This is a genomic window from Ruoffia tabacinasalis (assembly GCF_042652985.1).
Taxonomy (GTDB): domain Bacteria; phylum Bacillota; class Bacilli; order Lactobacillales; family Aerococcaceae; genus Ruoffia; species Ruoffia tabacinasalis.
Map to the genome: position 1 here is coordinate 21,352 of NZ_JBHSHQ010000042.1, position 22,762 is coordinate 44,113.

At 35.3% G+C, this 22,762-nt stretch carries 20 protein-coding genes and 2 pseudogenes; 17 read left to right on the forward strand and 5 right to left on the reverse strand.

The window, feature by feature from the left end:
- The first annotated feature begins 33 nt into the window (after positions 1–33).
- The 11 genes from ACFO5Y_RS07150 to ACFO5Y_RS07200 all read left to right on the forward strand — a co-directional run bounded on the left by ACFO5Y_RS07150 (position 34) and on the right by ACFO5Y_RS07200 (position 11,512).
- A complete protein-coding gene (locus ACFO5Y_RS07150) occupies positions 34–1,329 on the forward strand; it encodes an alpha-amylase family glycosyl hydrolase (protein WP_197104672.1) in 1,296 nt (431 codons plus the stop codon).
- 116 nt (positions 1,330–1,445) lie between these two features.
- Entirely contained in the window at positions 1,446–2,693 is a 1,248-nt protein-coding gene (locus ACFO5Y_RS07155; protein ID WP_197104673.1) for an extracellular solute-binding protein, read from the forward strand.
- 88 nt (positions 2,694–2,781) lie between these two features.
- The gene (locus tag ACFO5Y_RS07160) at positions 2,782–4,089 is read left to right on the forward strand and encodes a carbohydrate ABC transporter permease (protein ID WP_197104674.1); all 1,308 of its coding nucleotides are present in this window, start codon (positions 2,782–2,784) and stop codon (positions 4,087–4,089) included.
- A gap of 2 nt (positions 4,090–4,091) precedes the next feature.
- Positions 4,092–4,940 (forward strand): sugar ABC transporter permease, encoded by an 849-nt coding sequence (locus ACFO5Y_RS07165; RefSeq protein WP_197104675.1) that lies wholly within the window; start codon positions 4,092–4,094, stop codon positions 4,938–4,940.
- Positions 4,941–4,957: 17 nt separating this feature from the next.
- The gene (locus ACFO5Y_RS07170) at positions 4,958–5,785 is read left to right on the forward strand and encodes a DUF1189 family protein (protein ID WP_197104676.1); all 828 of its coding nucleotides are present in this window, start codon (positions 4,958–4,960) and stop codon (positions 5,783–5,785) included.
- A 50-nt stretch (positions 5,786–5,835) separates the two neighbouring features.
- Positions 5,836–6,942: an ABC transporter ATP-binding protein gene (locus ACFO5Y_RS07175; RefSeq protein WP_197104677.1), complete on the forward strand. Its 1,107-nt coding sequence runs from the start codon at positions 5,836–5,838 to the stop codon at positions 6,940–6,942.
- 165 nt (positions 6,943–7,107) lie between these two features.
- On the forward strand, positions 7,108–8,256 hold the full coding sequence (gene nagA, locus ACFO5Y_RS07180) for an N-acetylglucosamine-6-phosphate deacetylase (protein ID WP_197104678.1): 1,149 nt from the start codon (positions 7,108–7,110) through the stop codon (positions 8,254–8,256).
- 18 nt (positions 8,257–8,274) lie between these two features.
- Positions 8,275–9,192 (forward strand): aldo/keto reductase, encoded by a 918-nt coding sequence (locus tag ACFO5Y_RS07185; RefSeq protein ID WP_197104679.1) that lies wholly within the window; start codon positions 8,275–8,277, stop codon positions 9,190–9,192.
- A gap of 70 nt (positions 9,193–9,262) precedes the next feature.
- On the forward strand, positions 9,263–9,763 hold the full coding sequence (locus ACFO5Y_RS07190) for a PTS sugar transporter subunit IIA (protein ID WP_197104680.1): 501 nt from the start codon (positions 9,263–9,265) through the stop codon (positions 9,761–9,763).
- A 123-nt stretch (positions 9,764–9,886) separates the two neighbouring features.
- Complete coding sequence (locus tag ACFO5Y_RS07195) at positions 9,887–10,708, forward strand: metallophosphoesterase (RefSeq protein WP_197104681.1); 822 nt, start codon at positions 9,887–9,889, stop codon at positions 10,706–10,708.
- A 96-nt stretch (positions 10,709–10,804) separates the two neighbouring features.
- A complete protein-coding gene (locus ACFO5Y_RS07200) occupies positions 10,805–11,512 on the forward strand; it encodes a FadR/GntR family transcriptional regulator (RefSeq protein ID WP_197104682.1) in 708 nt (235 codons plus the stop codon).
- Between the two features lie 53 nt (positions 11,513–11,565).
- Here ACFO5Y_RS07200 and ACFO5Y_RS07205 read toward each other — a convergent pair.
- Positions 11,566–11,751 (reverse strand): annotated as a pseudogene (locus ACFO5Y_RS07205) (IS3 family transposase); the annotation flags it as partial.
- Between the two features lie 10 nt (positions 11,752–11,761).
- Here ACFO5Y_RS07205 and ACFO5Y_RS07210 point away from each other — a divergent pair.
- Positions 11,762–12,823: pseudogene (locus ACFO5Y_RS07210) on the forward strand (glycoside hydrolase family 3 N-terminal domain-containing protein); the annotation flags it as partial.
- Between the two features lie 168 nt (positions 12,824–12,991).
- Positions 12,992–13,456: an S-ribosylhomocysteine lyase gene (locus ACFO5Y_RS07215; RefSeq protein WP_197104683.1), complete on the forward strand. Its 465-nt coding sequence runs from the start codon at positions 12,992–12,994 to the stop codon at positions 13,454–13,456.
- 64 nt (positions 13,457–13,520) lie between these two features.
- Here ACFO5Y_RS07215 and ACFO5Y_RS07220 read toward each other — a convergent pair whose 3' ends face one another.
- Both ACFO5Y_RS07220 and malQ read right to left on the reverse strand, forming a co-directional pair.
- On the reverse strand, positions 13,521–15,806 hold the full coding sequence (locus tag ACFO5Y_RS07220; protein WP_197104684.1) for a glycogen/starch/alpha-glucan phosphorylase: 2,286 nt from the start codon (positions 15,804–15,806) through the stop codon (positions 13,521–13,523).
- A gap of 87 nt (positions 15,807–15,893) precedes the next feature.
- Positions 15,894–17,537 (reverse strand): 4-alpha-glucanotransferase, encoded by a 1,644-nt coding sequence (gene malQ, locus ACFO5Y_RS07225; RefSeq protein WP_331459526.1) that lies wholly within the window; start codon positions 17,535–17,537, stop codon positions 15,894–15,896.
- 245 nt (positions 17,538–17,782) lie between these two features.
- On the opposite strand from malQ, the gene ACFO5Y_RS07230 reads away from it, so the two are divergent.
- A complete protein-coding gene (locus ACFO5Y_RS07230) occupies positions 17,783–18,781 on the forward strand; it encodes a LacI family DNA-binding transcriptional regulator (RefSeq protein ID WP_197104686.1) in 999 nt (332 codons plus the stop codon).
- A gap of 71 nt (positions 18,782–18,852) precedes the next feature.
- Here ACFO5Y_RS07230 and ACFO5Y_RS07235 read toward each other — a convergent pair whose 3' ends face one another.
- Complete coding sequence (locus ACFO5Y_RS07235; protein WP_197104687.1) at positions 18,853–19,698, reverse strand: DUF368 domain-containing protein; 846 nt, start codon at positions 19,696–19,698, stop codon at positions 18,853–18,855.
- Between the two features lie 175 nt (positions 19,699–19,873).
- On the opposite strand from ACFO5Y_RS07235, the gene ACFO5Y_RS07240 reads away from it, so the two are divergent.
- The 3 genes from ACFO5Y_RS07240 (at position 19,874) to gloA (ending at position 21,120) form a co-directional block, all read left to right on the forward strand.
- Positions 19,874–20,140, forward strand: a complete 267-nt coding sequence (locus tag ACFO5Y_RS07240) for a glutaredoxin (RefSeq protein ID WP_138405436.1) — start codon at positions 19,874–19,876, stop codon at positions 20,138–20,140.
- Positions 20,141–20,264: 124 nt separating this feature from the next.
- A complete protein-coding gene (gene cdd, locus ACFO5Y_RS07245) occupies positions 20,265–20,672 on the forward strand; it encodes a cytidine deaminase (protein ID WP_138405437.1) in 408 nt (135 codons plus the stop codon).
- 67 nt (positions 20,673–20,739) lie between these two features.
- Positions 20,740–21,120, forward strand: coding sequence for a lactoylglutathione lyase (gloA, locus tag ACFO5Y_RS07250; protein WP_197104688.1), 381 nt, complete (start codon positions 20,740–20,742; stop codon positions 21,118–21,120).
- Positions 21,121–21,187: 67 nt separating this feature from the next.
- Here gloA and ACFO5Y_RS07255 read toward each other — a convergent pair whose 3' ends face one another.
- Complete coding sequence (locus ACFO5Y_RS07255) at positions 21,188–22,348, reverse strand: ABC transporter substrate-binding protein (protein WP_197104689.1); 1,161 nt, start codon at positions 22,346–22,348, stop codon at positions 21,188–21,190.
- Positions 22,349–22,762: the final 414 nt, after the last annotated feature.

Genomic DNA, 22,762 nt, shown 5'->3' on the forward strand with positions numbered 1-22,762 from the left:
AAACGTTTTACTAAATGAAGAAAGGAAGATTGAATGGCAAAACAAAGAAGTATTAACTTAAGAAAATCTGTAATTTACAGTATCTTTGTTAGAAATTTCACTGAAGAAGGTACATTCAAAGCAGTCGTTTCTGAGTTAGATCGAATCAAAGATTTAGGCACAGATATCGTCTGGTTTCTCCCGATGTATCCTATAGGTGAGGAGAGCCGCAAAGGGGAAGATGGCTCACCATATGCGATTAAAGATTACCGCAGTGTCGACCCAAATTACGGTACTATGGAGGACTTTGAAGAATTAATTGAAGAAATCCACAATCGTGGAATGAAAGTTATGATAGATATTGTCTATAATCATACATCGCCTGATTCTATCCTTGCTAACGAACATCCTGACTGGTTTTATAAAACAGCCGAAGGTCATTTTGGAAACCGTGTCGGTGACTGGAGTGACATTGTTGATTTGGATTATCAGCATCCTGATCTATGGAATTACCAAATTGAATCACTAGAACAATGGGTTAAACGTGGTGTAGATGGGTTTAGATGTGATGTGGCACCTTTAGTACCGATTGAGTTTTGGTTACAAGCACGTGAAGCGGTAGAAGAAATTAATTCAGAAGTGATTTGGTTATCAGAATCAGTACACCCAGGTTTTATTCGCGAATTAAGATCAAAAGATATGATTGCACAAAGTGATAGCGAAATTTATCAAGCCTTTGATATGACTTATGATTATGATGTTCATGATCATTTTGAACTATATTTAGAAGGTAAGATTGATATTGAAGCTTATATCGAACGTCTTAAAGTACAAGATTATACATATCCTTGGAATTATGTGAAGATGAGAAACTTAGAAAACCATGACCACTTACGAATTAGACATCGTATCCCAAAAGACAGTGAATTAATGCAATGGACGGCTTTTACCTTTATGCAAAAAGGGTCTTCACTTATTTATAACGGACAAGAAGTATTAGCTGAGATGACACCAAGTTTATTTGATCGTGACCCGATTGACTGGGAGAGTGGGCATGATATCAGCGAGTTTTTAGCTAAGTTAGCCCATGTTCAGAAAGAATTTGTTCCATTAGATGGTTTATATTCACTGGAAGCAGATAATAAGACAAATACAGTGACTTTAAATTATAAAAATGCTCAACAAACTTTTTATGGAGTCTTTAACTTAAAAGACTCAGAAGGACTCATCGATTTCCCAGTCGCAGATGGCGAATATACGAATTTAATTTCAGATGAAAAAGTAACAATTACTGACGGAAAGCTAGATATAGCCAATACGCCACTGGCTTTACTTGTGAATAATTACTAATTATGAAATAAATGTGAATTTTTTATTTGAAAACGCTTGATTAATGCAAACGATTGCGGTATTATAATTGTAGTAATTAAAGCGTTTACACAAACGCAAAAATAGGAGGAAAATCAATGAAATTTGATTGGAAAAAAATTGTTACAGGTGCTACAACTGCGATTCTAGGAGCATCTGTCGCTGCAAGTGTCTTACTACCTGCACAGGAAGTATTAGCACAAGAGGAAACACTAATTATCTCTGCCGCTGGTCATTATGACTATGTTATTGAAAATATCGAAGCTTTTGAAGAAGAGCATGGTGTAAGTGTTGAAGTTTGGGACACTGACATGTTCGAAGTATTAGATGGTTTAGCATTAGATGGACCTGCTGGAACAGGAGCGGACGTAGTTATCGCACCTTATGACCGTATTGGTTCATTAAGTATGCAAGGTTTAATCCAACCTGTGACTCTAAATGAAGACGCAGGCTACGATGAAACGGATCAGCAACAAGTAACAATGGACGGTCAAATTTATGGAGCGCCAACTGTTATTGAAACTTTAGTAATGTTCTATAATACAGAATTACTAGACGCTGCCCCTGAAACATTTGAAGAATTAGAAGCGATTTCTCAAGATGAGCGTTTCGCATTCGAAGGTGAAGAAGGACGTAACGTTGGTTTCTTAACTAACTGGGTTGACTTCTATATGACTTATGGTCTATTAGCTGGTTACGGTGGATATGTATTTGGTGAAGATGGGACAAATACTGAAGACATCGGATTAAATAATGAAGGTGCTATCGAAGCAATTGAATACGCAACAAACTGGTACCAAAACACATGGCCACAAGGTATGTTAGACGTAACAAGTGCAACAGACTTCATTAACCAATCATTCATGGAAGGTAATACTGCTGCAGTAATTACTGGACCTTGGATGGCAAATGATTTCAATAACTCTGGAATTCCTTATGCTACTACAACAATCCCAACATTACCTAATGGTGAAGAATACAAACCATTTGGTGGAGGGAAAGCATGGGCAATCTCAGCCTTTACTGAAAAAACTGAATTAGCACAAGAGTTCTTAAACTGGGTAACTAGTGAAGAGCAACAAACAATTATGTACGAACGCTTAGGCGAAATTCCTGCGAACCAAGTAGCTCGTGAGCAAGCAGCTCAATCAGACAGCGAGTTAACAGCAGCTGTAATTGAAGTATATGAAAACGCAGTACCAATGCCAAATATCCCTCAAATGGCCGAGGTATGGGTAGGAGCTGAAAGTTTAATGTTTGATGCAGCTTCAGGAACTAAAACTGCAGAAGATTCAGCAAATGATGCAGTTGAGTTAATTACGCAAACAATTCAACAAAATTATTAATACTGAAATTAACTAACAATGTCTGGTTGGCCTACGCCAGCCAGATTTTTTAATCATTAGTTTGGGAAGTATTAGAGGAGGCTTTATGATGGAAGTGGAAAAAAAGTCAATTCAAAATGAAAAATTGGTAGCTGCCTTATCGATTATCCCAGGTCTTGGGCAACTTTATAATAAGCAAATTATAAAAGGTATCTTATTTTTAGCTGTAGCTGTTTTATTCGTTTATGAATTAAATGTTTTTGGAATTCAAGCCATATATGATTTAGTAACGCTTGGAACAACACCGATGGAAGATCATTCATTATTTATGATGATTCGAGGAACATTACAAGTATTAGTTACAGTCATATTTTTATTTTTCTACGTATTCAATATTTATGATGCGAAGAAAGTGGCGTCACACTGGAACTCTGGTATTCACGTAAATAAAACTTTCCGTGAACTTTTTAATAATGTATATAAAAATGGATTTCCATATTTATTAATTGTACCGGCATACTTAGCAATGATCTTTGCAATTATATTCCCAGTTCTCGTAACGATATTTATGGCATTCATGGACTACAGTATTATGAATATGCCACCGGCAAAATTATTAAGTTGGGTAGGTTTAGAAAACTTTCTTAATATATTCACTTTAAGTACTTTCCGTGATGCATTCACATCGGTATTCTCTTGGACAATTATTTGGACGCTATGTGCGACTACATTACAAATTGTTTTAGGAGTGTTCACAGCAGTCATTGCTAACCAACCGTTCATTAAAGGTAAACGTATTTTTGGGGTTATTTTCTTATTACCGTGGGCTGTGCCTGCGTTCATTACAATTATGTCATTCTCGAATATGTTTAACGATTCAGTTGGAGCCATTAACACCCAAGTTATTCCGTTTCTAAATAACTTTATCCCATTCTTGGATATCGGACGAATTGCTTGGAAGACAGATCCTTATTGGACCAAAGTTGCAATTATTATGATTCAAGGTTGGTTAGGTTTCCCTTATATTTACGTTATGACGACAAGTATTTTACAAGCGATTCCTGAAGATTTATATGAAGCAGCCAAAATTGATGGCGCTGGAGCTATTAGACGTTTCCGTGACATCACAATGCCAACAGTTTTAGCTGTAGCAGCACCAGTATTCGTTACTCAATATACTGGAAACTTTAATAACTTCTCAATGATCTATCTATTTAATGATGGTGGACCCGGAAGTGCGGGTGGCGGGGCCGGACAGACGGATATCTTAATTTCTTGGATATTCAAGCTGACGACGAATAACTCCCCTCAATATTCACTTGCAGCTGCTTTAACAATCATCGTATCATTTATCGTTATTGGTGTGACGTTGATTGTATTTAAACGGACAAATGCATTTAACATGGAGGATGAATAATTATGAAGAAGAAAGGTTCAGCGAAAACAAAAAGACTCATCAGTCAGATCTTAACGTATCTATTTATGATTGTCTTATCGATTATTATCATTTACCCGCTTTTAGTAACAGCGAGTTCGGCCTTTCAGGCAGGTAACATCACGTCCTTCTCATTAGATTTAAATGCAACATGGACGTTAGATAACTTTAGACGATTATTCGATGAGACGATGTATGGTAGATGGTATGTCAACACATTAATCGTAGCCTTCAGTACAATGATTGTTCAAGTAACCATTGTTACTTTAGCAGGTTACGCATACAGTCGTTACCGTTTTATGGGACGTAAAAATAGTTTAATGATGTTTTTAATTATCCAAATGGTTCCAACAACCGCAGCTTTAACAGCCTTCTTCGTCATGGCTTTCTTATTAGATGCGATTAATGAATTTTGGTTCCTTTCATTCCTTTATATTGGTGGAGGTATTCCAATGAATACTTACTTAATGAAAGGATACTTTGATACAGTACCTTATGACTTAGATGAATCCGCAAAAATTGACGGTGCCGGACATATTAGAACGTTCTGGGAGATTGTAACACCACTGGTTAGACCTATGATCGCCGTTCAAGCTTTATGGGCATTCATGGGACCTTTCGGGGATTACATGTTAGCTAGATTCTTATTAAGAAGTCAAGAATCATATACGGTCGCTGTTGGTTTACAAACTTTTATTAATGACACTCGAAATCAACGTGTCGCACTCTTTGCCGCTGGTGCAATCTTAATTGCGGTTCCAATCTCCATTCTATTCTTTATGTTACAAAAGAACTTTGTATCTGGATTAACGAGTGGTGGTACTAAAGGTTAGATAAGGAAGGATTTTATATGGCGCAAGTATTTCCAATTAATTATTTTATAACTGCTTTCTCTGCAGTTAAAAGCTTTACACAAAGACAGTATTTAAAACACTGGCAAAAGCTAGTTGTCATGATTCTACTCGCTTCATTAATGATGATACCTTTATCATTTCAGTTAGGTAGAACAACTGGCGCAGACCTAACAAACTATGTGCCAGAAGTGATGGATTATATCGACGAATCAGTCGTTCAAGAGTTAAATACACTTGATAATAGCGGAACAGATCTTATGATTACTGAAGAAAAAATCATTAAAGAAAATGATGAACTCATTATTGGCTTAGCACCTTCAACTGAAGCAGCTGAAACATTATTGAGTGATCGAGGAGGTATAATTTATACTTCTGATCAGACCATTTTTGGCGAAGACAGCTCATCTCTATTTTATCAACCTTACACGGGTGATAAAGCAATGAATGAAGTCGAAGATGTGGGGAGTTTAAAAACACTCATGTCACAACAATGGTTTTGGAGTAATCGAACATCAATTGTCTTAACAAATTATATTCAATTGAGTGCACTAATAATAGTGAGTCTACTATTATTAGTATTAGGATCAAGTTTCTTTCTATCCTTTATGCGCAAAAATGATATGTACGATATTAATTCATATTCTGAAGCTTTAACCATCGTCTTAAATTGTTTAGGATTACCAACTTTAATTGCCATGGTCATTGGTTTAATTAGTGGAAACCCAACAACAATGTTGACGGTTCAAGGATTGTTATTTGTTCTTATGTTAATGTGGGTTTATTGGAAGACACACTTTAATGATACTTATGTACAGAATAAATAAAGGATAATTAATGGATTGCTACTACCAAAAAATAAAGGAGCTATACTATAATGGTTAAAATAAATTTAAATAATATTTATAAACAATACCCAGGAAATGATACTTATTCTGTTTCTGACTTTAATTTAGAAATCGATGACAAAGAGTTTATCGTCTTTGTCGGACCATCAGGATGTGGAAAATCAACAACACTTAGAATGATTGCTGGTCTTGAAGACATTACAAAAGGCGAGCTAGTTATCGATGAAGAAGTGATGAATGATGTTGAGCCAAAAGATAGAAACATAGCAATGGTGTTCCAAAACTACGCTCTTTATCCACATATGACTGTATTTGATAATATGGCTTATGGTTTAAAATTACGTAAATATTCAAAAGATGAAATCAAAAAGCGTGTCGATTCAGCAGCTGAAACTTTAGGATTAACAGAGTTCTTAGAACGTAAACCAGCAGCTTTATCTGGTGGACAAAGACAACGTGTGGCACTAGGTCGTGCGATTGTTCGTGACGCAAAAGTGTTCTTGATGGATGAGCCTTTATCAAACTTAGATGCGAAGTTACGTGTTCAAATGCGTACGGAAATCGCTAGATTACATAACACATTAAACACAACAACGATTTACGTTACCCATGACCAAACGGAAGCGATGACTTTAGCAACACGCATTGTCATTATGGACCGTGGGCTTATCCAACAAATTGGTTCACCAAGAGAAGTATATGATCACCCAGTGAACATGTTCGTGGCTGGATTTATGGGGTCACCTGCAATGAACTTCTTTAATGTAACTTATTCAAATGGACGTATCACAGATGGTAAAGAAATTGATGTTGAAGTATACGAACCTGCTCGTCGTCTATTAGAAGAGAAAGGCTACGAAGGAAAAGATGTCGTATTCGGTATTCGTCCAGAAGACATTAATGCAGAGCAAGTGGCACTAGACTTACACTCTGAAGCACGTGTTAACGCTGAAGTTGTAGTGTCTGAGTTAATGGGGTCTGAGACAATGCTTCACTCGAAAGTAGGAGATACAACGTTTGTTGCCCGTGTAGACGCACGTGATACTCATGGACCTGGCGAAACGGTAGAACTTGCTTTCAATATGAATAAAGGTCATTTCTTTGATGTAGACACAGAAGAAGTAATTAAAAAATAAAAGATTTACACTCGTTGAATGAATGATTGACACAATTACAAGTTGTCACCGATACATTCTTTAACGAGTGTTTTGTTATAAATAGATGTAAAATGAAGGCATTTTCAATCGAAAAAATGGTATGATAATCATATAAGTAAATTGAAAAGGGAGGAGTTGAAATACATGACACAATATGTACACGCTAAAAAAATAATTTTAACCGACGAAGTCATTGAAGATGGCTACTTAGCTATAGAAGATGGCAAGTTCAATGGGATAACATTAGAGAAACCAACGGATGGCGACATCTTAGATTATTCTGAAGATACGATTGCACCCGGGCTTGTGGATACACATATCCATGGGTATGTGGGACATGATGTGATGGATAATGATTTCAAAGGGATTCAAGAGATATCAGAAGCACTGCTAGCGTGTGGTGTGACATCATGGCTACCTACGACGTTAACAGCGCCAACAGAGCAGTTAAACGACGTATGCCAAACAATCGGAGACAACTATGAAGATGTGGCAGGCGCAAAGATACGCGGTATTTTTCTAGAAGGACCATTCTTTACTGAAAAGTATAAAGGCGCTCAAAACTTAGCTTATATGAGTGATCCATCGATTGAAAAGTTAAAACATTGGAATGACTTATCGAAAGACTTAGTTAAGAAGATTGCGATTGCACCGGAACGTGATGGAGTAAAAGAATTTATCAAGTTCGCAAACACAATTGGCGTAAAAACAGCCTTAGCTCACAGTGATGCTAGTTATGAAGAAGCGAAAGAAGCCGTGGACGCTGGAGCAAATATATTTGTTCATACTTACAATGCCATGAGTGGACTTCATCATCGTAATCCTGGAATGGTTGGGGCAGCACTAGGCTTAGATAATGTCTTCGCAGAATTAATTAGTGATGGGCATCATGTTCACCCAGGAGCAGCTCAAGTCGTAGTTAAAGCTCGCGGACCTAAAGAAACGGTCCTTGTAACAGATTGTATGCGTGCAGGAGGCTTAGGTGACGGTGAATCAATGTTAGGGGAACTTGAAGTTATAGTAAAAGACGGACAAGCTCGCCTGAAAGATGGTGGGAATCTAGCTGGATCGATTCTTCGCTTAAATGAAAGTGTACGGAATATGTTTGAATGGGGCATTGTGTCTCAAGCAGATGCTTTAAGAATGGCATCATACTCACCAGCTAAGTCAGTCGATATTGATGATGTATGTGGACAAATTAAAGCAGGTTTAGATGCTGACTTTATAATTGTAGGAGAAGACCTAGAATTAAAAGCAACATTTTTAAATGGAGAACTAAAATATAAGCAATAAATATAAAGGTGGATTGTAATGGAAAAGATTAAGATAGGATCTTCACAACTGTCAGCCAGTCAATTAGGCTTAGGCTGTATGAGAATGGCAGATGAATCAAAAGAGAAAGCTGTTGAAGTCATTAATACGGCCTTTGAACAAGGAATTACACTCTTTGATCACGCAGATATTTATGGAAAAGGTCAATCGGAAATATTGTTCGCCCAAGCACTTAAAGATTCAGAAGTTAGACGAGAAGACATTATTCTACAATCTAAAGTAGGTATTCGTGATGGCTACTTTGATTTCTCAAAAGAACATATTTTGAAGGCGACAGACGGTATCTTAGAAAGATTGGATACAGAATACTTAGATATGCTATTACTTCATAGACCCGATACCTTAATGGAGCCAGAAGAAGTGGCAGAAGCATTTGATGTATTATATATGAGTGGTAAAGTGAGATATTTTGGTGTTTCAAACCAAAATCCTGGGCAAATCAAGTTATTACAAAAACACTTGAATCGTCCACTCATTGCGAATCAATTGCAATTTGGACCCGCTCATACACCAATGATTGATGCAGGATTTAATGTGAATATGACGAATGACTTGTCAGTCAATCATGATGGAGGCATTCTTGAGTATTGCCGCTTAAATGATATTACGATTCAACCGTGGTCACCGTTTCAAGTTTCATTGAGTGAAGGATTATTTATTAATCATCCTGACTATGAAGAAATGACTAAGGTGATGAAAAATTTAGCTGAACACTATAACGTTTCACTAGAAGCGATTGTGATTGCCTGGATTAATCGTCATCCAGCTAAAATGCAGACGATTGCTGGATCGATGTCACCTAAACGTATTAAAAATATGAGTGAGGCTTTTTCAATTAATTTGACTAAGCAAGAATGGTATGACGTTTATAAAAGTGGCGGAAGAAAGTTACCCTAAGTGATATTATTTTGTAATAGAGCGCTTTAATCGTATAATTAAAGTGAATAATAATAGGAGGTAAAGAGATATGTTTGATTTTTTTAAGAAGAAAGATAAAAAAGAAGTAGTAAAAGAAGTTAATGTCTATGCAATGTGTGACGGGGAATTTGTCAATATTGAAGATGTACAAGATGAAGTTTTTGCTCAAAAGATGATGGGAGACGGCTTTGCGATTAGACCGAATAATGGTACAATCAGTTCACCCGTAGATGGACAAGTAGACAACATTTTCCCAACAAAACATGCGGTGAGTTTCACAGTCGGTGAATTAGAAATATTACTACATATGGGAATCGACACAGTTTCTCTAGAAGGTAAGCCATTTACCATTCATGTAAATGAGAACACTCAAGTTTCAAAAGGTGACGATATAGCAGACGTTAATTTATCTGAACTCGAAGCAAATGATAAAGATAAAGACATGATTATTGTGTTTACAAACGGCGCAGAAGTGATTGAAAATATCGATGTAAAAGCAAGTGGAACGGTATCTAAAGGTGATTTAGTTGCCACAATCAAATTAAAATAACAAAGAAATAATTAGGAAACGGTTCTAAATTTGTTATATACTGTGCTTTAATAGAGCATGTATATATTAAAAAGAACCGTTTTTTTGATTCTATCAAATTGTTGAGAGGGAGGCGAATGAAGCATGCGCATAGGTTTTATATCCGATTTACATGTTGATAATTTTACTTATGAAGTACAAGATTATTTAGACACCATGTCAGAAATAATTAAGAAGAATACCATAGAGACGCTAGTTATCGGTGGAGATATTACGAATAGTTACAAGACAACAACGGATTTTGTTGAAAAACTACAAAGTCAAACTAATATTCAAGTGTATTTTATTCCTGGCAATCATGATTTATGGGACCGAGCATCAGATAAAGCAGATATAAATACGATGAACATCTATAAACAATACAAAGAACATCCACAATGTCTCATCGAATCACCAATCATGTTGAATAATAATGTTGGTCTAGTTGGTCATACAGCTTGGTACAATTATGTGAAATACAATAAAGAAAAATTTAGCTTAGACAAAATTAAAAAAGGGCGCTATAAAGGTGTAACTTGGCAAGATAAGAAATATATCCAATGGCCAAAAGAAGATCCAGAAATGTCGAAATACTTTGCAGAAATCATCGAAAAAGATATCCAAAAACTACAAGCTGAAAGCTACATTTTAGTCACTCATATGATTACTATTCCAGAATTTACGATGCCATTACCTCATAGAGTATTCGATTTTTTTAATGCTTATATTGCTACAGATGATTTACTATCCTTATATGAAAAGTACCCCATCGAGAAAAGTATTATGGGTCATGTTCATTTTAGAGGAGAAGTTGAAAGGGAAGGAACGCTTTACATAACGAATTCACTGGGTTATGTAAAAGAATGGCGCTCAAAGGATATGCGTAAAGAAATCCAAAATGCTCTATACATATATGATATAAAATGATGTGAAAACCGATTAAAACACACTGAAAGCATTTGCAAAAACGTAAAAAAAGTGTAATATATAATAGAAGACATCAGATGATATGGAGGAAAGAATATGGAAGGGACTGCTAAGTCTTTAATTGAACAAACAAGTGAGTCTATCTTAAACTACATTATTACGAATAACTTATCCACAGGAGATAAACTTCCGAACGAATATAAGTTAGCAGAAGAAGTGAATGTCGGGCGAAGTACATTAAGAGAAGCTGTTCGTACGCTTGTATCACGTAATATTCTTGAAGTCAGACAAGGCTCAGGAACTTATGTTAGTGAGAATACAGGAATCGTTGATGATCCACTGGGATTTAGCTTTGTAAAAGATACACTTAAACTAACAGAAGACTTATTTGAGATTAGGTATCTTCTAGAACCACGTGTTGCTGGTCTGGCAGCGACAAATGCAACTGAAGAACAAATCGAAGAATTAGATAAAATTCGTCTTGAAATTGAAGAAAAAATCGGCGAATTCAGTGATAAACATTTTGAGAAAGATATTGAATTTCACAAGTTAGTATCTGAGATGAGTGGCAACGTAGCTATGTCAAACTTAATTCCGGTGATTAACCAATCAATTTCACTTTATAATGATTATTACACGAGTAACCGAATTAAAGATGAAACGATTGTATCGCATAGGGAGATTGTTGATGCAATTAAAGGTAGGGATCCGATTTTAGCGGAAGATGTGATGCGAATTCATATTGTAACAAACCGCAGAGGTTTATTAAAAAATAAGAAAAAACAACTTGAAAAACACCACTGAATGTAGTGCACCCTTAAAAATGGACTTTAATTGAATATTTTTTAAGCGGCTTGTCACCTATATTGAATAGGTGACAAGCCGTTTAGTTTTGATTTAATACATTCGTGATTGTACCAGTAAATATATGATCTGATTCGTACTTCTAACTCCCCGATACTTTCAATTGTTTCACCGCAGTACATTTCTTGCTTCAATAAACCAAAAAAGTTTTCCACCGGTGCATTATCTAGACAGTTCCCTCCTGAACAAATTCACTTACCAGAATACGAAAAAGCATTACACCCAGAACGTGACGAAGATGATTTCTTACCAGCGTCATTAAACAAAACTTTATTAGACGAATTATTACGTGGTAAAGTTGGATTTAACGGTATTATCGTAACAGATGCTTCACACATGGTAGCGATGACTGCTTCATTACCTCGTCGTGAAATGTTACCAACAGCGATTGAAACTGGATGTGACTTATTCTTCAATGATCCAGACGAAGACTTCCAATGGATGAAAGAAGGACTAGAAAACGGTCTATTAACTGAAGAACGTTTACACGATGCAATTCGTCGTACTTTAGGTCTAAAAGCTAAAATTGGTTTACATAACACTCCACGTGAAGAAATTATGTTACCAAAAGAAGAAGCTCTATCTAGAATCGCGACAGAAGCAAACACTGCAGTTGTTCGTGACGTTGCAGATAAAGCAATCACTTTAGTTAAAGATAAACAAAAAGATTTATTCCCAGTAACACCAGAACGTTACAAACGTATCTTATTAGTACCAGTTTCAGGTATTAAAGGTGGATTCGGTGCTATGATCGCTGGTAATAAACCAAAAGCACATGACCACTTGAAAGCATTATTAGAAGAACGTGGACATGAAGTATCAATTTGGGAATCAACTGAAGAGAAAATCATGAAGTTACCCGAAGAAGAACGTGGAGCAGCTATTGCGAACGTTTATGCTCAAAAACAACCAATTGCTAACTTAACTGAAAATTATGATTTAATCATTAACGTAGGTGATGTTAACAGTGGTGGTACTATCCAACGTACTATTTGGCCAGCATCTAAAGGTACTCCAGATAGCCCATTCTATGTACATGAAATTCCAACTATCTATGTTTCAGTGCAAAATCCATTCGATTTAGCTGACGTTCCACAAGTAGGTACTTACATTAATACTTACGATGGTATGTTAGTAACAATGGAAGAACTAGTTAAGAAATTAGCTGGCGAATCTGAATTCCAAGGTGTAAGCTCAGTGGATCCATTCTGTGGTTTATGGGATACAAAACTTTGGAGAGATAGAAAATAATATAATTAAAACATTCAAAATCTCCGAATCCAGCAAGCATCTCCCCCGGTGCTTGCTGGATTTTTTTGTCTGAAATATTTCTTAAATGACCTTTATTCTAGGTTATGTTAAGATATGATATGAAAGAAAACAAGAATACGTCTATATAAAACAAGGAGGACAATGATAATGGCTAAAGTAGAAAGTTTTTCGTTAGATCATAACAAAGTAATAGCACCTTATGTAAGGTTAGCGGGTAAAGAAGAGCATGAAAAGGGAGCAGTAATTGAGAAGTATGATTTAAGATTTCTACAACCTAACAAAGATGCTTTACCAACAAGTGCTGTTCATACATTAGAGCACTTCTTAGCAATTCATATGCGTGTTGAAATCGAAGGTCTTATCGATATCTCGCCAATGGGTTGCCGTACTGGTTTCTACATGGTTGCTTGGAATGATCACAGTCCAGAAGAGATTGCAGAAGCATTAAAGAAAGTCTTAAATATAATTATTGAAGCAGATGTGATTGAAGCAACAACAGCAATCGAATGTGGGAATTATAAAGACCACTCGTTATTTTCAGCAAAAGAATATGCAAAACAAGTATTGAATGACGGAATTAGTATCGAGCCATTTGAACGTAAAGTTATTTAATTTGAACAAAAAAAGGGCAATTCCAAACGGAATTGCCCTTTTGCTCATGTATCAAAACATTATATTAATTTACGTTTTTAATTTCTTGTTCTAAATGCCAGATATCACGGTTATATTCATTAATTGTTCTATCTGAAGAGAAGAATCCTGCTTTAGCAATGTTAATTAATGTTTTACGAGTCCATGTATCGTGGTCTTCGTAATCTTCATAAACTTTCTCTTTGGTTTCAATGAATTCTTCAAGGTCAATTAAAGCCATGAAGTAATCTTTGTTAATCATGTCAGAATGTAAGCGAGATAAGCGATCTTCGTTACCTAATTCAAGCATCTTAGGATCAATTAAGAAATCAACTAACGGTTTAATTGTTTCGCGTTCATAGTATGAACGAGCGTTGTAACCATTTGTAGCATATAAATCTACGATTTCTTCACTTCGTTTACCGAAGATATAGATATTTTCCTCACCAACTAAATCGGCAATCTCAACGTTAGCACCATCTAAAGTACATAATGTTAAGGCACCATTCAGCATGAATTTCATGTTACCTGTTCCACTTGCTTCTTTAGATGCGAGCGAAATTTGTTCTGAAATATCAGTAGCTGGAATTAAGTATTGTGCATGAGTTACGTTATAGTTCTCTACCATAACCACTTGAAAATGCTTATTGACATCATCATCATTGGCGATAATTTCAGATACAGTTAAGATAGCGTGAATGATATCTCTTGCGATTGTATATGCAGCTGCTGCTTTACCACCAAAGATAATTGTAATCGGTGTTTTTGGAATATTACCGTTCTTAATATCTTTGTATTTATGAATGATATAAAGTAATAACATTTGTTGACGTTTATATTCGTGAATACGTTTGATCTGAACATCAATAATAGAGTGTTCATTAATCTTAACATCTTGCATAGTTTCTAAACGATGACTTAGACGTTGTTTATTATTAAACTTTATTGCACGCAATTTAGTAATGACATTTTCATCATCTTTAAAGTCTAATAATGGTTCTAGATTCGCTGAAGTTCTCCACTCATCTGAAATAAGGTCATCAATGAAGTCAGCAAGTTCTTTATTTGCGTCCATAATCCAACGACGGAACGTAATACCGTTTGTTTTGTTAATAAATTTATTCGGATAAATATCAAAGAATGCTTTTAATTCTGAATTTTTTAAGATTTCAGTATGTAATGCAGCCACTCCATTGATACTGTAACCATAATGAATAGCCATATGTGCCATATGTACACGGTCGTGTTCATCAATAATTGATACGGCGTGATTATTAGGGAATTCATCTTTTTTACGATTATCTAATTCACGGATAATGTTCGCAATTTCTGGCATAACTTGTTCTAATTCATCTATTGGCCATTTTTCTAAAGCTTCAGCTAAGATTGTATGGTTAGTGAATGCTGTCATTGTTTGAGTGATTTGAATGGCTTCATCAAAATCAATACCACGTTGTGTTAATAGACGAATCATTTCTGGAATAACGAAAGCAGGGTGAGTATCGTTAATTTGAATGACTGCATATTCTGCTAAATCGTGTAAATTACTTCCACGAGCAACAGCTTCATCAAGAATCAACTGCGCACCGTTCGATACCATAAAGTATTGTTGGAAAATTCTTAATAATTCTCCTTCACGGTCTGAATCATCAGGGTATAGGAATAATGTTAAGTTTTCTTCGATATTAGTCTTATCAAAGTGAATCGTTCCTTCTTCGATAATATCACTTGTTACTGAATCTAAGTCGAACAGTCGTAATCGATTTCGAGTATCGCTATTATAACCTAAGACATCGATATCATATAAAGTTGATTTTAGAGTAAAGTTATTAAATGGCACTTCATATGATTTTTCGTTTTTGATTAACCATGATTCTTCCGTAATCCATGGATCAGGGAGTTGAGTTTGTTGGTTATCTTTAAAGACTTGTTTAAATAAACCAAAATGATAATTCAGTCCAACACCATCACCATTAATACCTAAAGTTGTAATTGAATCGACAAAACAAGCTGCTAAACGACCTAATCCACCATTACCTAATGAAGGTTCTAATTCTGCTTGCTCAATGTCCATGATGTTTTTACCATTGGCGATTAACTCATTGTTTACTTCATCGTAAATACCTAAGTTTAAAAGGTTATTTGATAATAATTTACCAATTAAGAACTCCGCACTAAAGTAGTATAATTTCTTCTTTTTGTCATCATTTGTAGGTAATTCACGTGATTTGTCACGAACAAGATCTAGTAAGACCTTATACATCTCTTGATCCGAACACTCACGAATCGGCTTATCAAAGTTATCTAAAACATAATTTTCTAAAATACTCATTTTGAACTCCTTTATGGGTTGATTTATTTTAAGTAACGTACTACATATATATTACTGATTATAAAAGTAAATAGACACTAATAACTCTTATATATCTGTTTCCACATCATCTAATTCTGGTGCTGGGTGATACTCACCTTTAGTGTCTGATGCTTCCAACTCAACGTATTCATCCGTATTTTCTTCAGTTTGCTCAGGGTTATATTGTTGAGGTGCACGGAAGTACTCGACAGTGAGTTTAGTTAATGACTCTTTAAGAGGTTCATCAATCGCACCGTCTAACATACGCCATTGCCAGTTATGCCCAATGGTTGATGGTTCATTCATTCGGGCACTATTATCTAAATCGAGTAAGTCTTGCATTGTGTAAATGGCGAAATCACTCACAGAAGAAGCGATTCCACGGTTTAATGCTTCAGAGATTTTTTCTCCAGGACGTCTGTTTAAGTAAGAATCTAATTGGTCTCTCATTGCTTGGTTCGTAGTATCTTCATACCATCCACGAGCAGTCATATTATCATGCGTTCCCACATAGGCTGCAGTATTCGGAATGTAGTTATGGGGTAGTTCGATACTATCCTCGAAACCATTAAAACCAAATTGTAAAATCTTCATACCAGGATAACCAGTCTTATCACGCATATCAATAACTTCTTGAGTCATGAAACCTAAGTCTTCAGCAATAATATTTAGTTCACCAAGGGCATCAGTAATATGTTTGAATAAGTCATAGCCAGGACCTTTTGTCCATTGACCCGCTGCCGATGATTTTGAGCCGTAAGGAACTTCCCAGAAAGATTCAAACCCACGGAAATGGTCAATACGAACAACATCGTATAGATTAAAGCTTTCTTTTAATCTCCAAATCCACCAGTCATAGCCATTTTCCTTCATATATTCCCAATCATAAATTGGATTCCCCCAGAATTGCCCGTCATCTGAAAAGCTATCTGGCGGTGTTCCAGCAACATGCGTTGGTTCTACTTTGTTCTTCATCTTGAAGTATTGAGGTGTTGCCCACATTTCTACACTATCTCTAGATACGTAGATAGGGATGTCCCCAACAATTTGAATGTGATTATCATTCGCATATTTCTTTAATTGATTATATTGTTTAAAGAATAAATATTGAGTCACTTTATGATAATTAATTTGATCACTGAGTGTCTCACGATATTCCTTCATTGTTTCAGGTTCTCGATTAATACTCGCTTCGTCCCAGTTATACCAAGGTTCTTCATTGAAACTTTCTTTAATACTCATAAATTCACTAAAATCAATGAGCCAATCCTTATTTGCTTCTTCAAAGCGGTAGTAATCGTCAAAGTCACCCAGTTCAATAAACCGTTTCACAGCTTTTTCTAAGATAGGGCGTTTAACTTTGTAAATTAAACTATAATCCACTTTTTCAGGATCATCTCCAAAGTTGACTGATTCATAATCACTTTTCACTAATAAACCATCTTCTTCTAAAAGAGTATAGTCTATAAAATACGTATTACCCGCAAAAGCTGAAAAGGACTGATAAGGCGAGTCACCGTAACTGGTTGTTGTTAACGGAAGAATTTGCCAATGAGTTTGTTTCGTCTCTTTTAGAAAATCAACAAAATCATAAGCAGATTGTCCAAATGTTCCAATGCCAAAAGGGCCTGGCAATGATGATATGTGCATTAATACACCACTTGTACGTGTCAAATTGTATAACCTCCTACTAAAAAAATTTTCTTGTATCCTTTCCGTTATGCAAAAGCTTTCGCTAAGATAACTGAAAACTCTTACATAACGAAAAGGAGATGTAATAATTAATACAATTCCATTATAAGAGAGAAACAAATAAAAAACAAACGTTTTCGTAATGAAAGCGATTAAAATATTTTATTACAGACTGTGATTGCTTTAAAGACAATGTTTTAGTATAATTAAAAAAACGCAATCGTTTGCGTAAAAGGGACGAATTATCAGATTGAGGTGTAAAAATGTCAGTAACAATAAAAGATGTTGCTAGAGTAGCAGGAGTTTCTCCCTCTACTGTTTCTAGGGTTATATCAAATAGCCCATCAATCAGTGAAAAGACAAAGACAAAAGTCAGAACAATTATGGATGAATTAAAGTATTATCCAAATATGAATGCAAGGAGCCTTGTGAATAGTACTTCACGTATTATAGGCTTAGTATTACCAGATAATACAGATACTTTTTATCAAAATCCATTCTTTCCAACAGTGTTACGTGGTATGAATGAAGTAGCAAATGAAGAAAAGTATACATTACTTTTAAGTTCAGGTAATACGGAAGATGAGAGACTCGATCGAATTAAGACTATGGTATTTGGTAAACAAGTTGATGGACTGATTTTTCTTTATTCAAAAATTAATGACAAAATTATTCATTTCTTAAAAGAAATTGATTTTCCATTTGTTGTTATTGGGACGCCATCAATTAAAGCGGTGAACTCAGTGGATAATGACAATGAGGACATGTCATATGAAGTAACTTCTCAAATTATTAAGCAAGGCGGGAAAAAGATTGCTTTTGTTGGGGGAGAGAAGTCGTTAAACTTTATCGAATTAAGATATGAAGGGTATCGTAAAGCGCTTGAAGAGCATGGGATAGAAGTGGATCAGTCGCTTGTATTTAATGAGTTTCAATTCCTATCAAACGTGGGATATCAATTAGTTGAAAAATTATTAGAATTGCCCGAATTAGATGGGGTGGTTATAGCTGACCAGCTGGTTGCTCGGGGGATTCGTTCTGGCTGGGAAACAGCTGGAAAAGAGCCTATTCCAATGGCAACTTTTAAAGCATATGAGTCTCATAAATCTTGTGAAAAGTACGAGTTATTCATGGATATTAATGCTCAAAAATTAGGGAATAGCGCACTGTCGATGCTTTTAGACATAATTACATTTAAGCATGCAGAGAATAATACACAAAGGTATATCCAAGAAATTGTCGAAGCAGAACTAGTCTTATAATCAGCTGTACCAAAAAGCTCCTCATTTAACCCAATATCAGGATTAAATGAGGAGCTTTATTAAATATTAGTTTACTTATAACGATTTTCAAGTTGTGACATCCACCAGCCTAAAAGAGCACCCAGAGTGAATAATACAAAACACATCAAGAATTCTAAAAAGCTAAAGCCAGCGTATTTTGAACCAAGAGGTACAATCATTATAGTTGATGCCAACACAATTCCAACGATAAAGTGGAAGAATTCACTATAATTTGTACTGAAAATCTTCTCGATCACTCTAGCAAGTAATAAAATAGTGATTAAACCACCAATTCCGATTGGAATAATGATAACCAAATCAAAAGTTTTAAATCCGTCTGCCATTGCTTGATATAATCCCATATATAGAATAAAGTTTGATGGGCTCATTCCGGGGATTAAGATTCCCAATGCAATTAAAGCACCACAGACCATCCAAGCAATAAAACTTGGTTGAACCGCACCGTTGAATAGCTGAGTCCCAAAACCAAGTAGAATAATACCGAAAACAAAAGCGATGATCATAATTATATAATCTTTTCTATCACGCCCTTCTTTTCCAGCTTCAGCCCAAAGAGCCGGAGCGGTTCCAACAATAGCACCAATAAAGAACCAAGTAATAATGACTTCGAAAGAACCAAGTAAATAACTAATTCCCCAAGAAAGAATGGCAATACCTACCAACGCCCCAATACCAACAGGTAAAAAGAAGCGAACATTTTCTTTAAAGTTTTTAGTAATATTAGCTAAAAAATTAATGATTCTTTCATAGATACCGAAGATTGCTGCAAGTGCACCCCCGCTAACACCAGGAACAATAAAGCCTGATCCAACAAACATACCTTTTACGAAACGAAGCAACCAACTTTGGTTATCGTTTTTTTCTTTTTTTTCCATTGTTACCTCCATTAATATGACAATAAATATTAAATAGAATTCAAGTTTTTTCTATCGAATTTTATCACTCACTGTCCAATTATACTTAAAAGTTGAATGATGAGCAAATCATCATAGTTGAAATTATGAGGAATGTAACGTATAAATAAATTAGGTAAAAAATAGGAGTGAAAAAATGGAAAACAATATTTTATATTATAGTGATGTATGTCCAGACACCAAATCGTTTCTAAATGAGTTGAACCGTTTAGAGGTTCGTTTCAAAAGTGTGAATATCACTGAATCGATTTCTAACCTAAAAGAATTCTTGGCAGTTCGTGATAATGAAGCTGTCTTTAATGATAAAAAAGAAACAAATCAAGTAGGTATCCCAGTTTTAGTAACAGAAGATAAAGAGTACCTTTTTGATGGAGAACAATTAAGAAATAAATTTGATAACTAGTCATGTATAAAGTTTTTTAAGTGAGGGGTAACTTCTTCACTTAAAAGACTTTTTTTGACAAAAAATAATTATTTTAACTGATAATAAGCTATAATATAGTTACAAATAAAAGGATGGTGTTAGTATGAAGCAAGAAAAGATAGATAATTTAGTTGAAGAAGCAATAAATATTAAACCTAATTCGTATTCTCCTTATTCAAATTTTAGAGTTGGTGCAGCAATTGAAATGAACGATGGAGAATTATTTACTGGGGTCAACATTGAAAACGTTTCCTTCGGTGCAACTAATTGTGCAGAACGTAGCGCAATTTTCACAGCAATCAGTCAAGGTTATCAACCTAAAACGATTAAAGCGATTGCGGTTTCAGGCGATACAGATGAATTTCTACCACCTTGCAGTATTTGTCGTCAAGTGATGGTCGAATTTTGTGAACCCGAGACACCAGTATACTTAACGCGTAAAGATGGAAAAGTTTTAGAAACTAGTGTGGAAGGTTTAGTACCATTTGCATTCTCAACGATGGATATGTAAAGCCAATAATTTGTGAGTCGTTCGTATATCTGATATATTTAATTTATTATAAATGAGGAGTGAGAGAATGGCACAAACATTACTACATGCTTGTATTCGTGTGCAAGATTTAAAAGCATCAAAAGAATTCTATATGGGTGTATTTGATTTTGAAGTGAGTCGTGAGAAAGATTTTCCAGAAGATGAATTTACTTTGTCTTACTTAACGGTTCCTGGAAGTAATTTTGAATTAGAGCTTACTTACAATTATGATTCAGAACCTTATACAATCGGTAATGGATTCAGTCATTTAGCTTTAGGTGTTGATAACTTAGAAGAAACTTTCGAAAAAGCAAAAGCATCTGGCTATGAAATGACAGAAATGAAATCTTTATCAGATAATTCAACTACATACTTCTTTATTACAGATCCAGATGGATACCGTTTAGAAGTAATGTCTAACAAATAACAATACACCAAAAAACCGCTACAAGCTTGAATTCAAGCTTGTAGCGGTTTTTTGGGTACTTCTATTTTTAGTCAAAGACAACTTCATGAACTGCAGTTTCTTCAGCATTTTGAATTTCAATCATATTTACAACATTTTTTGTCGGGTTATGGTTTTCATCAAAGATAAAGTCGCCGGTAATTCCAGAGAATTCTTCAAGATTTTCAAGCGCTTCATTGACTGCAACTGGGTCATCACTACCTGCTTGTTCAATGGCACTTTTAAGCATATAAATTGTGTCGTAAGCTAAGGCAGCAAACATATCTGGATCTGAGTCAAATTGATCACGGTATTTTTCAACAAATTCGTCTTCATCTTGAATAGGGTAAAGTGAAGCGTAGTAGACGTTATTCATATTCTCAGCGCCAGCCAATTCATAAATAATATCATTACCGAATCCATTAGAACCTAATATTGGAGCATCGATACCAAACTCGCGAGCTTGTTTAACAATTGGACCAGCAGTTTGATAAAAGGCTAGTATAGTAATTGCATCAAAATCTTGAGCAGCAATGTTTGAGATAATCGCACTAAAGTCATTCATCTCCGGTGTGAAAGTTTCAGTATGGACAATCTCTCCTTCATAACCTTCAACAAAATTATCATATAGCCCAGAACCATAATCACTTGAGTTATCATATAGAACGACCATCTTTTCTGCTTCCATATTTTCGTATCCGAATTTAGCAATCCCAGAACCCTGGAATGAATTTGGCCATGATGAACGGTATACGAAGGGCTGAACATTTCCATCGTCATCGAAGGTAATATCATTATTAGTCACGGATGGAGAAATTAATGGGATTTGATATTCATTTGCTGCTGGGATCGCTGCTTGCATTTGACTTGTCGTCGCAGGCCCAACCATAGCAACAACATCATCTTGAGTTGCTAAACGAGTCGCAATCATTGCAGCTTCCGTATCATCTGATTTAGTATCGTACTCAACGATATTAAAAGGACGACCCATCACTCCGCCATCTTCATTAATTTCTTCAACCGCCATCTTAATGGCGTTGGACTGTGTAATTCCGTAAGCTGCTACGGCACCAGATAATTCATAAATAACACCTAGATTAATTGGATCTTCATCTTGGGCAAAAGCAGTAAAGGCAGGCGTGAACGCACTAGTAGCAATGGTAGCAGTAGCAATAATTTTTGTAAGATTTTTTCTAATTGAATTGAACATTTAAGTTCCTCCTAGTTTAATTTGGTAAATTGTGTATTTTAAAGTCATGTATAAATCTGATAAATCCGATAAGTCTGATAAGCTATCCACTTTTACCACCTCATTTATTTAGTAATAGTCAACAAAAAAACGAGCCTGAGTTATTCAGGCTCGTCATTTGACATGAGCCCGAATTCACGAGGAATAGGACTCTAATCATTAATGATTAAAATCCTATCACATGTCTAATAATAATAATAAAGCTATATTTTGGATGGCAAAGCATCGATGACTGTTAGATTGAATGTTTGGGTTAGATTTTTGCATAATACTTTGCCTCCTTTTTTGTTGGTAAAGTTAGTGTATAATAATTAAGATTAAAAATCAACACTAATTTTAATCTTATTCTAATAAAAATAATATATTACGGACAAA